Here is a 12,116-nt window from a genome sequence, read left to right as displayed (position 1 = left end):
ATACCATGCACGCCAAGTATTCTTGGGGAGTGAGCGATTATCAACGACATCCGTCCGTGCGGTTGGCGCTCGCAAGCCTGACTATTGCACTTTTCATGGTTATCTCCTTATTTATTCCCATTAATTTCGCACGAGCAGATGCGGGCGCTATTCAGATTGATTCCGTGCGGGTTACAAAAGCTATATCCAATACCCATGCCGTACGAATGGCGGGAACTTTTACGACTTCGGATCGAACTGGTAGCGCTAATTTGGATTTAGTCACCTATGGCCCACTAAAAACGCGTTCAGAACTTTTAGCAACACTAAAGAGCCCGAATCTAAATCGCGGACAAGTCCATCCAGAAGTGACTACGAAAATAGCAAAGCAGGCAACAGGGTCTCGAACGCCTTGGAGTATTTCATTCAACGGGGAAAAGGTGCTGGGCTCGCCAGCTAATGGCGTTTATGTATTTGGCATTCTGATCCGGGGAACAAATCTGCAAGCGAATCATGTACAACCTTGGTTTTATGGCCCGAATGATCTAGTCAAGACAAAAGTAGTTTTCCTAACCCAGCTTTCAATTCAGAATACTCACCTTGCAAATGGCACAACTAGATCCATAAATCAGGATGCTCGCAGTTTGGTTCGCTTAAACTCGCTGCTAGATCCAGCACCGTCAAACATCACTTTTCTAAAGGATCCCGGAGTTGATAACTGGCTAACCGACCTAAAGAATTCAGCCCTAAAGCCAGCGGTAGATGAGGTAGCAGGCAAATTAGCCAAAATCACTCCAGGAGCTCAGACTCAGATCTACAATCACACGAATTTGCAGGCACTATTCAAAAACAGTCCGGGCGACATCGGAACGGTATTGCGGCTCAGTAAGTTTTCTGCCAAACGAAATCTCTATTACTTGCCCAGATTCGGCCAATTGAATGCCGAGACGCTGGCTAGTTTAAAAGATTTTGGAAACATTACACCTGTGCTTTCAAATACCTTTATTGCCGGGACTGGAATTACTACCTCAGCTGCACGAGCTAGCGTTAATGGCCTGCCAGGGATTATTTATGATGCGGAAACTTCGCGATGCTTCAGCCAACTAAGTAGTGACCGACGGCTCAACTGCATATTGGCACATACTGCGATGATTACAGCCGAAGCGCCATTCCAAGGGCGGACAATCGCGATTTTAACTCCGCCATTCTGGCACCCAGAATCAGGAGAACTTCAGCGCATTTCAAATTCTTTGACCAATAGCCGGTGGGCGCAGATCGTCGCACTTTCTCAAACCTCCGATGGTTTGAGTACCGATGCGGGTTATGTGGCAGGCAAACAAAATCCGTTTTCTAAAGGGTTGCTCAAAAGTGCCAACAAACTCGTTCGTGGGGCAAAAGTGCTTGGGGCAGCGATTGAGAATGAAGGATTTGTCGCAGGATTCGAATCTGCTCGACTGCGCAGTTTTTCGGAAACTTTCGCAAAACCCAGACATGCCAATTATTTCCTCAAAGTCAACCAGTCCTACCTGAACCAGATTCGGCGCAACATAGCAATACAAACCTCTACCAGGATTTCTTTTGCCAGCCAATCAACTGACATCCCACTGACAATCGCTAATAAATCTGGATACCCAATTCAGGTAAAGGCCCAGTTGACAAGTGCGTCAAGCTCTCAATTTCAGTCGGTTACTACTGACTTGATCTCGGTGCCAAATAACCAGCGAGTAACAGTATCTGTGCCAGTTAAGTTGCAAGGCACCGGAAGTGTTCCAGTGACCGTTAACTTGCTTAATTCAGTTGATAAAAAATTAAACATTAGTCAAGAAATCTATTTAACCTCCTCTAGTTACCAATCTTTGGCACGTACTCTGGTGTGGGGAGCTTGTGGGCTGTTGCTACTTTTTGCCATCGTGAATGCTGCGCGAAAGCGACGTGGTGGTAAGTCGCGATAACTTTAACGATGACTTGCGTCCACAAAACCAGAGTTAGGGTGACTCGATGTCCATTGGGCTAGGAAACACATCAGGAATGGCGCTCGGCACGCTACTTAGCCGAATCACTGGCGTCGGTCGCGACATTGCTCTGGTAGCAGCAATCGGTACCGGAGTTTTCTCAGACACTTACTCGGTGGCAAATAGTTTGCCTAATATCATTTACATTCTGATTGCTGGCGGCGCAATAAATGCAGTCTTTATCCCCGCGCTGGTTCGGCACATGACGGATGATTCTGATAACGGGAAGATGTTTACGGATCGACTCTTAACTCTTGTCGGCATTTTGTTGCTAGTCATAGTTACTATTGCACTTGCTACATCGGCGCTAATTGTTCATTTGTATGCAACTAATAGCTGGACCAGTAAAGACTTTCATGTAGCAGTCATATTCGCCATCTGGTGTATCCCGCAAATAATCTTTTATGGGATCTATACCCTTGAGTCACAAATATTAAATGCGCGGGATGTTTTCAAACTTCCGATGTTTGCCCCGATAGTAAATAATTTCATTGTCATTTTGAGTGCAAGCGGGTTCATGGCGATAACAGACAAAATGCCCTCAACGATTACGGTATCTAATGGACAGCTAGCACTGCTTGGAGCAGGAACAACGCTCGGCGTAGTTGCCCAAGCGGTTATTTTAATTCCGGCTTTAACTAAGAGCGGTTATTCCTACACTCCTCGTTTTGATTTCCGAAATACTGGACTTGGCAAACTCGGTGATCTGGCAGTTTGGACCATTGGCTTTGTTTTCGTAAATCAAATTTCGTTCCTGATCATTTCCAAACTGACCACTTACGCCAACGTCGTGGCGCAGCAGAATGCACAGGTTGCGATTGGCTTTACCTCTTATCAAAAGGGGCAACTAATGATGATGCTGCCTCATTCAATAATTACCGTTTCAATAATTACCGCACTACTTCCACGGCTTAGCAAACATTCACATGACGAAAATCTGTCTGAATTTGGTTCAGAGCTTGCGATAGCACTTCGCAATGTGATCACATTCGTAATTCCAGCAGCAATAATTCTGGTTTTCATGGGCAGCCAAATCGGTGTGATTATGTATGGGCATGGCGCTGCAAGTAGCGAGCAAGGAGCGGCGGTTGGTTATATCTCAAGCATGTTTGCTTTGGGATTACCCGCTTTCTCAATATTTTATGTACTACTACGCACCTACTACGCTCAGGAAAATACCAAAACCCCATTCCTGCTAAATCTTGGGTTTAATGTGCTGCACATGGGTATCGGCTTAACACTTTTTTTCACCGTACCTGACAAATACAAAGTACTAAGCCTGGCAGTCGCCTACTCAATTGCCTACCTGGTGATTTGCGTTATTACCTGGTATCGGGTGACTAGACGATTTAAAACTGTGCCATCTGGAAAATTAGTTCAGCTACTTGCCCGTACTTTGGTGGGTGCCGCACTAAGTGGAGCTACTAGCTGGCTGCTTACTATCAATCTGGTTACTGATGGAAAATCCTTCGCTTCCTTCGTCCAACTGTCAGTGTTTACCGTTTTATTTGCGGTAAGTTATGTGGCGTTGGCAAAGTTGATGCGCATCTCTGAGGTGAATGACATCATACTTCAAATCAAAAAGCGTATTTTGAGCAAGGACTAAGGATGGCAGCTCGGACTTTCACTGATCGCTACTCCTTGGATGTCCAAATAAATTCAAGCCATAATGCCCTACTTTGGCGGGCAATAGATAATTCGTTGCAGCGAGTAGTCTGCATCGTATTGCTACCACATAAAGATCCGAGAGCTATGCCGCTGCTGGTTCATGCCAAAGCAGCGGCCGTCAACAGCGGTAGAAATGCGGTTGCAATTTTGGATATTGTTGAGCGGGATTTTGTATTTGGAGTTCGAACCATAGATGAAACTGAACCATATTTAGGCGTAGTAACGGAATGGGTTGATGGCCAGACGATTGACCACATCGTAGGTAAAAATCTGGAGCCGCTTTCCACCAAAGAGGCGCTTCGCATTCTGACCCAAGCGACATTGGCTATCGGCGCGATGCATGAGCTTGGTCTTATTCATGGCAGATTACGGCCGAGAAATATCTATCTAAATGACGCAGGCGAGATCCGAGTAACCGGCTTTGGCATCGACGGCGCGCTGTTTGGCGTTGATGGGAAAAGCAAAATTACTGATATTGCGGGGATTGGCGATCTGCTTTTTGCGATGGTGACCGCTACTTGGCCATCGGGGCCAATTGGCGCACTGCCCGGCGCTGAAATCTTGGAGAATCGAACCTTGACTTTGCCAAGTCAACAACGAAATGGGGTTGGCGAAGCAATCGATCGGCTCTATGAAAAAACACAAGATGGCAGCATTACTTCAACAGCTGAGTTAATCCACGAAATTTCTCTCGCAAATGCCTCCTTGCTTGAGGACCTAAGGTCAGCGGTAAATCGCTGGACCGGACATGAAGTTAATTGGCATGGCAAGGACATTCCTAGGCCGCATCGACTTAGAGCAGTTGCATTAGCGATTGTTGGCACATACTTGTTCGGTTGGCTGGGCTGGCAACTAATGACTCACAATTTTTTGAATACCCCTGCAAGTCTGCCGAGCAGGCCTGCCGTTGCCGCGACACCAACTAGTTCTCCTACTCAGTCAAATACACTTTCGGCTACGCCGTCAGCAAGTGCTGATGTCTGGCCAACTATTTACGCAACTCCGGTCGATGCCAGAGATTATGACCCATTTGGTGACGGTGCGGAAAATCCAAAACTAGCCAAATTTGCAATCGATGGTGATTTAGAAACGGCCTGGGAGACAATCCCGTATTTCACAAATAGCTGGTCGCAAAAGTCGGGTGTGGGATTAGTGGTTGACTTGGGCAAACGGACGAACATCCGCCAAGTAGAAGTTACATTTTCCTCTCCGGCACACAGTGGAACTGTTTTTATTTCCGATGACCCAGAGCCAGATACTGCTAAAGCAACCGTGCTTGCAACAGTGAGCAATGCCGATCAAGTGCATAATTTCAGTTCATCCCAAAAAGTAACGGGGCGCTATGTTCTAATTTGGCTTACTAAACTTCCGAGAAATCAGTTCGGCAGCTTGGTTGGTGGAATAGCTGAAGTCAAGATCGGGTTGTAACTGATACTTAGTCAACTGCCTAGACGCCCGACTGCGTAAACTAATCAAAGCAAGTACACATAGTAAGGACTCTTATGGATAACGAAGTAGCCCAGGTAATCATCATTGGCTCTGGTCCATGTGGATATACGGCGGCAATTTATGCTGCTCGGGCGCAACTCAATCCGATTGTCTTTGAAGGTGCCGTTACCGCCGGTGGTGCACTAATGAACACTACCGAGGTTGAGAACTTTCCGGGCTTTCCAGAAGGAATCATGGGTCCTGCGCTAATGGAGAATATGCGCGCCCAGGCAGAAAGATTCGGCGCGCGGTTTATAACTGATGATGTTACTTCGGTAGATCTGGTCGGTGAAATCAAAACGGTAACAGATAGTTCAGGCAAGCACCGCCAAAGTCACGCCATAATTTTGGCTACTGGGTCTGGATATCGCGAACTTGGTTTACCAAATGAGAAAGCTCTCTCGGGTCATGGTGTCTCTTGGTGCGCAACTTGTGATGGATTCTTTTTCCGTGGACAAAACATTGCTGTAGTTGGTGGTGGCGACTCAGCGATTGAAGAAGCAACCTTCCTGACTCGATTTGCCGATAGCGTTACCCTGATTCATCGCCGTGGCGAGCTGCGGGCAAGTAAAATTATGGCGCAACGCGCGCATAATGATCCGAAAATTAAATTTGCCTGGAATAGTGAAGTAGCCGAGATCCACGGCGAAGGAAAGTTGACTGGAGTTACGCTCCGAGACACAAATACAGGAGTAACATCCGAGTTACCAGTTACTGGGCTCTTTGTTGCTATTGGTCACGATCCCCGCTCCGAATTGGTTAAAGGGCAAGTTGATCTAGATGATCAAGGGTATGTTTTGACGAAGCCAAATTCGACCGCCACAAATTTAGCGGGCGTATTTGCCGCCGGGGACTTAGTTGACCACACTTATCGCCAGGCGATTACTGCTGCCGGTTCAGGCTGTGCAGCAGCACTAGATGCCGAACGTTATTTGGCACACAAAGGCTAAACTCGGCTCGTCACACTCTATGCTTGAGTGAGCGAAGACCACCTTAAGGAGAAAAACATGGGTGCAACAGTACAAGTAACCGATGCCACATTTGCAGAGACGGTTCTTGCCAATAGCAAGCCGGTATTGGTTGATTTTTGGGCTACCTGGTGCGGACCGTGTAAGCAGGTGGCTCCGATTCTTGATGAACTTGCTGCTGAGCTATCAGACAAGTTGGTAATTGCAAAGATAGATGTAGATGAGAATCCAGCTATTGCAGCAAACAGTGGAATCACTTCGATTCCGACTTTGAATCTTTACAAAGATGGCCAGCTGGTCAAGCAGATTATCGGCGCGAAACCGAAGTCTGTTCTGCTTGCTGAGTTAGCTGAACATATCTAAATTCACAATGATTACCGTTTCACTGCGAAATGGTGACGTCGATCCAGTTGTAGTAGAGATCCGACAACGCCTATCGCGTCTTGGATTGCTTTCTGATCAGGGTACTCACCCGTCCGAAGTCTTTGATGACCAACTGCTTGAAGCCGTGCGAATTTTTCAGCAATCACGCGGGTTGACTATTGATGGAATTATTGGTCCACAAACTTATCGCCGACTCGAAGAAGCTCATTGGATTCTCGGGGATCGGATTCTTACCTACATGCCCGGAAAAATGATTCATGGTGAAGATGTTGCGACCTTACAACACAAATTACAAGAGCTCGGTTTTCATCTTGATCGACTTGATGGTGTCTTTGGTCCACAAACGGACCGCGCAGTTCGTGAGTTTCAGCGAAGTGTTGGATTGTCTGATGATGGCACTTGTGGTCCCGCGGTATTTGCTGCTTTCGCTCGGTTAGCCCGCACAGTTACCGGGGGTAGTCAAGAGCATCTGCGAGATTTGGCTGCGCTCGAGGCGCAACACACTATTGAGTCCGCGAGTATTTTGCTTGACATTAGTGACAGTGCTACACCACTGGCAGGAAGCAACTTAACGATAGGCGAAATCTGTTGGGACATCGCTACTCGACTCGAAGGCCGGCTCGCTGCGGCTGGGAGTTTAGTAATCCTTTCCCGTGCGCAGAATTCTGCACGGCCTGATGAGCAGGACTGTGCTCGATTAGCCAATGATCAAAAAGTAGATCTAGTAGTTTCGCTACATCTCGATGTCTGCCCAGATGCTCAAGCAAATGGAATCGCTACCTCATTTTTTGGCCACAATCTCTCTCGTTCAGCGATGGGTGCGCGTCTGGCTGAGACCGTGCAACAAGAGATCGCCAATCGCACAGCTCTGAAAGATTGTCGGACCCATGCCCGCACATGGGATTTATTACGATTGACCAAGATGCCGGCTGTACAGATTGATTTGGGTTATGCCTCGAATGTGCGAGATAGTGAGATCCTCAGTAATGCACAGCAGCGAGACGCTATTTCTAGTGCGCTAGCAGTCTCGATCGGCCGAGTTCTTGCCGTACGAATTGGCTAACTGAACCGGTTTTTCTGCAGGCGCACCAAAGATTTTGCTTTGGGGAGGGTGACTGAGGTTAAGCACTCAAATAAATGTGATGTGGGTCACAATTATTTACTTCTCCACAGGTTGTTCACCTGTGCAAAACCCTAAAGTAGAGGTTCACCAAACATTCCCCGGGTTGGTGGATCAATGATTTCCACAATGCGGCGCAGATCTTCAAGGGTGGCGAATTCAATTACCACTTTTCCTCGTTTCTGGCCGACCATAACCGTGACGCGGGTGTCCAACCGATCTGTCATTCGCTGACTCAGTTCAGCAAGTCCTGGGGCACTAAGCGTTCCCTTACTTTGCGGTCTCTTGCTGGCAGGTTCGCTATCTGTTAAGCCAACGGCAACTATCTCTTCAACCGTTCGAACCGACAGTCCCTCTGCCACAATGCGAGCCGCAAGCTTCTCAATTGCCGCTGCGTCTTTGAGACCAAGCAATGCCCTGGCATGGCCAGCAGAAATAACCCCTGCTGCTACCCGGCGTTGCACCGTCGGTGGCAAATTCATCAAGCGCAAGGTGTTAGAGATTTGCGGGCGCGACCGACCCAATCTGCTAGCCAACTCTTCTTGTGTACAACCGAAGTCCTCTAGCAGTTGCTGATAAGCGGCAGCTTCTTCTAACGGAGTTAGTTGGGAGCGGTGCAGATTCTCCAATAAGGCATCGCGCAGCATTTGGTCGTCTGCGGTCTCTCGCACCAAAGCCGGAATAGTTTTTAAGCCGGCCTTTTTACTAGCCCGTAAGCGACGTTCGCCAGCAACTAGTTCGTAGCCTTCAGGCGTGGCCCGCACAACAATAGGTTGTAGCAAGCCGATTTCCTCAATTGAGTGGACCAGCTCAGACAAGGCATCTTCATCAAAATGCTTTCGCGGCTGAGCCGGGTTTGGCACAATCTTTCGGATTGGTAGCTCCACCAAAGTAAGGCCAGCTACTGACATGGCATCAGCATTTTTTGTACCGCTTAACTCCGTCTCCTTTGAGTTTGCAGCTTTTTGTGTCACAGATTTAGACGCTTTTGCTGGCTTTGGGCTGCCCGCATCAGACTTCTTAGCTGTGGCTGAGTGAGTTGTTTCACGTGAAACATCCGGTATCAGCGCGCCAAGACCTCGCCCAAGACTTTGTCGTTTTGCCATTAGTTTTCCTTTTCTATCCGCGTGCTGCAATTTCCCGGGCGGCCGCCAAATACGCAACCGCACCAGTGGAGCCCGGGTCGTAAGTTAGTACGCTTTGACCAAATGATGGAGCTTCAGCCACATAGGTTGATCTTGGGATGGCGGTTGCCAGGACTAGCTCACCGAAGTAACTTCGGACTTCCTCTGCCACCTGCAAGGAGAGGTTAGTCCTTGAGTTAAACATGGTTAGCAAAATTGTGCTTACTGCTAACTCTGGGTTTAGTCGATCCCGTGCGAACTCAATTGTTCTGAGTAGCTGCTGAACACCTTCAAGAGCATAAAATTCACACTGAATTGGAATCAAAACCTCAGATACGGCAGCTAAAGCATTGATCGTGAGCATGCCTAAACTCGGCGGGCAATCTACAAAAATGTAGTCAAAATCATTGGTTTCAAGCAGTAAAGCGATGGCCTTGCGCAACAGAAATGGCCGTTCAGTTTCAGAGAAACTAGTGATTAACTCGATGTCAGCACCGGCAAGATCTAACGAGGCCGGTAAACACCAAAGGCTTTCATAGCCAGGAGCAGGCGACATGCATTGAGTTATTGGCTCCCCATCCACAAGCACGTCATATGTTCCTACGGCCTCTTCTTGATGGTCCACCGCTAGTGCGGTCGATGCATTTCCCTGTGGATCAAGATCTATTACCAAAACGTTTAATCCACCTAGGGCCATTGAAGCAGCGAGATTTACTGCTGATGTCGTTTTTCCCACTCCACCTTTTTGGTTTGCGACTGTTAAAACCCTAGGGTGCTTTGGCTTTGGAAAACTGCCCTTTAGACCAGTGCGCACATAGACGGCAGCAGCCGCTGCTGCTGCCAATGGCGTATCTTCTTGGCTGAAATCCATGTTTTGGCCCCACCTTCTGCGGTAAGCATATTGTATTTAGCAGACACGCCTGACGGTGCCACCCAGGTAAATTTATTTGCTTGGTTACGAACGAATATTTAGTTGCGAACTACTCGAACTACCGTAGTAGGCGGGTACACTAAACCTTGCCCCGCCTGGCAAATTTGCGCGTACAACCCCTTAAGTTCTTCAGCTGCCTGCTCGATTTCACCGGCAGCATTACTGCCTTTCATCGCAAGTAACTCTCCGCCTGGCGCAACTAACGGCATAGCTAGGCCTAACAACTTTGCTAATGGAGCTACCGCACGAGCTGTGACAACTTGAGCCTGCTCGGTAACCTGCTCTGCTCTAGCTCGCAAAACGGCAACATTCGCTAAACCGAGATCCGAAGCTACTTCCTGCAGAAATTCACTTCGGCGTAGAAGTGGCTCAACTAAAGTCACCGCACAATCTGGGCGAATTATTGCCAGCACTAATCCTGGCAAACCAGCACCGCTACCAATGTCGATTACTTTTGCCCTAGCAGGAATAAGCTCAGCAACTGCAGCGCAATTGGCTAAATGTCTATCCCAAATCCGGTCCACTTCGCGAGGTCCAATTAAACCGCGAATCACGCCTTCGGTTTCTAGCCAATGGGCATATGAACTAAGTTGCTGTGCTACGGCAGGGTACTGATCTAGAAGATTTTGATGTTTCACGTGAAACAACCACCACTTTGAAAAACTAGTCCATTTTGCTTTCGTGGATTAGCTAGGCAACTAGGCAGGGTGAACGACAATTCGGCGATTAGGGGTTTCGCCCTCGGAAACGCTCTTCGCGCCAGCCTCGGCAACCGCATCATGGACAATTTTGCGTTCAAAAGACGTCATTACACGCAACTTAATTGGCTCGCCTGATTCTAAGACTTTGGCAGCGGTCTCTTGGCCGAGAATCGTTAACTCAGCTCGTACTTTCTCTCGATGGCCTGAGATGTCGAGCATTAATCTAGAACGCTCACCAGTTTCTCGAGTCACTGCAAGGCGGGTGAGCTCCTGAAGTGCGTCTAGAACTTTACCTTTATCGCCCACTAGCTGAGTTAATTCAGCGCCAACAATACTGACCATCGCTCGACCGTTTTGTACATCCATGTCGATGTCGCCATCAAGATCGGCGATATCCAAGATGCCTTCCAGATAATCGGCGGCGATATCGCCCTCTTGTTCTAGTAATTCAGATTTTTCAGACATGTTGTCCCTTTCTATGAGAAACGGAGGTTGACCGTTTCACGTGAAACCTAGTTTTTCTTCTTGCGAGACTTTCGGGTTGGTTGGTTGCGTTGAGTCTTTGATTCTGTATCCGGGGTGGGCGAGCTTTCAGAGTCGGTGATTGGTCCCGATTTTTTAGCAGCCTTGGCATCTTTTCGTGCTTTGAGTGCCGCTTCAGCGGGAGTTCCCGGTTGCGGACTATTACGAATGACATAGAACTGCTGGCCCATCGTCCAGATGTTTGTTGTCAGCCAGTAAAGCAGCACACCAACCGGAAAGTTGATGCCTGAGATGGCAAAAATAAATGGGAAAACATAGAGCAAAATTTTCTGCTGCTGCACCATTGGGTTATCTGGGGCTGAGTTCTTAACAATTAATTGACGCTGGGTTAGAAAGGTAGTGGCAGTCATCAAGATGATTAAAATGACGGTGACCCAAGCTGTCGCAGCTGGGCTCGCAGTAGTACCTCGATGAGTAAAGGTCGCATAAAGCGGAGCGCCGAAGATGGTTGCATTATGTGCCGAGTCCACTAATTCACTGGACATTCCGCCTTTTGGATGGGATTGTGCGATCCCCTGCAAAACTTGGAACAGGGCAAAGAAAATTGGTGCTTGAGCCAAAATCGGCAAGCAACTTGAAAGTGGATTGGTGCCAGTTTCCTTGTAGAGCTTCATTAGTTCCTGGGAAGTTCGCTCCCGGTCGCCGGCATACTTTTTCTGAATCTCTTTGACTTTTGGCTGAATTAGCTGCATGTTGCGCTGACTCTTGATTTGCTTAACGAAAAGTGGAATTAGCAAGATTCGAATTAAAACCACTAGGCCAACTATGGATAAGCCCCAAGCCCATCCGCTTGATGGCAAGAAGATTATTGACAGGATGCGATGGAAGAACGTCAAAATACTCGCGACTATGGTTTCCAGCCAATTAATCGGATTCATCCTTGACTTACCTGCCTATCATTATTAGTTGAAATTTCAATTACTTTTGAGCTTCTCCAAGTTCCTTTTTCTGGAACTGGGTCAACACCACCGGCCGCCCAGGGATGGCACCGAAGTAATCTCCCCGCGGCTAACAGAATACCTTTGATTGCTCCGTGTGTAGTAACCGCCTGTATGGCGTAAGTGGAACACGAAGGATAGTAACGGCAAGTGGGACCAAACATAGGGCTAATAAATTTCTGATAACCGCGGATTGGCAAGATAACTACGAATTTGAAAACTCGCCCAAACGTGGTTTGCCATAGTGCTTTGATCATTGA

General features: G+C 47.9%; 12 protein-coding genes. 6 read left to right on the top strand and 6 right to left on the bottom strand.

Going from position 1 to position 12,116, the window contains the following annotated elements; translation table 11 throughout:
- Window positions 1-56: 56 nt before the first annotated feature.
- The 6 genes from EBS36_02915 to EBS36_02890 all read left to right on the top strand — a co-directional run bounded on the left by EBS36_02915 (window position 57) and on the right by EBS36_02890 (window position 7,562).
- On the top strand, window positions 57-1,931 hold the full coding sequence (locus EBS36_02915; protein ID NBU32106.1) for a hypothetical protein: 1,875 nt from the start codon (window positions 57-59) through the stop codon (window positions 1,929-1,931).
- A gap of 46 nt (window positions 1,932-1,977) precedes the next feature.
- Window positions 1,978-3,597 carry a murein biosynthesis integral membrane protein MurJ gene (gene murJ / locus EBS36_02910; GenBank protein NBU32105.1) on the top strand — a complete coding sequence of 540 codons (1,620 nt, stop codon included), beginning with the start codon at window positions 1,978-1,980 and terminating at the stop codon, window positions 3,595-3,597.
- 2 nt (window positions 3,598-3,599) lie between these two features.
- A complete protein-coding gene (locus EBS36_02905; GenBank protein NBU32104.1) occupies window positions 3,600-5,087 on the top strand; it encodes a hypothetical protein in 1,488 nt (495 codons plus the stop codon).
- A gap of 74 nt (window positions 5,088-5,161) precedes the next feature.
- Complete coding sequence (gene trxB / locus EBS36_02900; protein NBU32103.1) at window positions 5,162-6,097, top strand: thioredoxin-disulfide reductase; 936 nt, start codon at window positions 5,162-5,164, stop codon at window positions 6,095-6,097.
- Between the two features lie 57 nt (window positions 6,098-6,154).
- Window positions 6,155-6,478, top strand: a complete 324-nt coding sequence (trxA, locus tag EBS36_02895; protein NBU32102.1) for a thioredoxin — start codon at window positions 6,155-6,157, stop codon at window positions 6,476-6,478.
- A 7-nt stretch (window positions 6,479-6,485) separates the two neighbouring features.
- Window positions 6,486-7,562 (top strand): N-acetylmuramoyl-L-alanine amidase, encoded by a 1,077-nt coding sequence (locus EBS36_02890; GenBank protein NBU32101.1) that lies wholly within the window; start codon window positions 6,486-6,488, stop codon window positions 7,560-7,562.
- A gap of 131 nt (window positions 7,563-7,693) precedes the next feature.
- Here the strand turns inward: EBS36_02890 and EBS36_02885 are convergent, their stop codons facing one another.
- From EBS36_02885 to yidD, 6 genes are all read right to left on the bottom strand, one after another.
- On the bottom strand, window positions 7,694-8,725 hold the full coding sequence (locus EBS36_02885; GenBank protein ID NBU32100.1) for a ParB/RepB/Spo0J family partition protein: 1,032 nt from the start codon (window positions 8,723-8,725) through the stop codon (window positions 7,694-7,696).
- A gap of 13 nt (window positions 8,726-8,738) precedes the next feature.
- Complete coding sequence (locus EBS36_02880; protein ID NBU32099.1) at window positions 8,739-9,614, bottom strand: ParA family protein; 876 nt, start codon at window positions 9,612-9,614, stop codon at window positions 8,739-8,741.
- A gap of 98 nt (window positions 9,615-9,712) precedes the next feature.
- Window positions 9,713-10,312 carry a 16S rRNA (guanine(527)-N(7))-methyltransferase RsmG gene (rsmG, locus tag EBS36_02875; GenBank protein NBU32098.1) on the bottom strand — a complete coding sequence of 200 codons (600 nt, stop codon included), beginning with the start codon at window positions 10,310-10,312 and terminating at the stop codon, window positions 9,713-9,715.
- A 60-nt stretch (window positions 10,313-10,372) separates the two neighbouring features.
- Complete coding sequence (locus tag EBS36_02870; GenBank protein ID NBU32097.1) at window positions 10,373-10,840, bottom strand: single-stranded DNA-binding protein; 468 nt, start codon at window positions 10,838-10,840, stop codon at window positions 10,373-10,375.
- 47 nt (window positions 10,841-10,887) lie between these two features.
- Window positions 10,888-11,796, bottom strand: coding sequence for a membrane protein insertase YidC (yidC, locus tag EBS36_02865; GenBank protein NBU32096.1), 909 nt, complete (start codon window positions 11,794-11,796; stop codon window positions 10,888-10,890).
- Window positions 11,793-12,113, bottom strand: coding sequence for a membrane protein insertion efficiency factor YidD (gene yidD / locus EBS36_02860; GenBank protein NBU32095.1), 321 nt, complete (start codon window positions 12,111-12,113; stop codon window positions 11,793-11,795). The genes yidC and yidD overlap by 4 nt, the downstream gene beginning before the upstream one ends.
- Between the last annotated feature and the right edge of the window lie 3 nt (window positions 12,114-12,116).

The organism is Actinomycetota bacterium (genome assembly GCA_009923495.1).
Taxonomy (GTDB): domain Bacteria; phylum Actinomycetota; class Actinomycetes; order S36-B12; family UBA5976; genus UBA5976.
The sequence above is the reverse complement of the archived record's forward strand: the minus strand, read 5'-3'. Positions and strand labels throughout refer to the sequence as shown.

Coding starts and splice junctions, on each gene's coding strand:
- murJ (NBU32105.1), top strand. CDS start 1,978: ATGTCCATTGGGCTAGGAAACACATCAGGAATGGCGCTCGGCACGCTA.
- EBS36_02905 (NBU32104.1), top strand. CDS start 3,600: ATGGCAGCTCGGACTTTCACTGATCGCTACTCCTTGGATGTCCAAATA.
- trxB (NBU32103.1), top strand. CDS start 5,162: ATGGATAACGAAGTAGCCCAGGTAATCATCATTGGCTCTGGTCCATGT.
- trxA (NBU32102.1), top strand. CDS start 6,155: ATGGGTGCAACAGTACAAGTAACCGATGCCACATTTGCAGAGACGGTT.
- EBS36_02890 (NBU32101.1), top strand. CDS start 6,486: ATGATTACCGTTTCACTGCGAAATGGTGACGTCGATCCAGTTGTAGTA.
- EBS36_02885 (NBU32100.1), bottom strand. CDS start 8,725: ATGGCAAAACGACAAAGTCTTGGGCGAGGTCTTGGCGCGCTGATACCG.
- EBS36_02880 (NBU32099.1), bottom strand. CDS start 9,614: ATGGATTTCAGCCAAGAAGATACGCCATTGGCAGCAGCAGCGGCTGCT.
- EBS36_02870 (NBU32097.1), bottom strand. CDS start 10,840: ATGTCTGAAAAATCTGAATTACTAGAACAAGAGGGCGATATCGCCGCC.
- yidC (NBU32096.1), bottom strand. CDS start 11,796: ATGAATCCGATTAATTGGCTGGAAACCATAGTCGCGAGTATTTTGACG.
- yidD (NBU32095.1), bottom strand. CDS start 12,113: ATGATCAAAGCACTATGGCAAACCACGTTTGGGCGAGTTTTCAAATTC.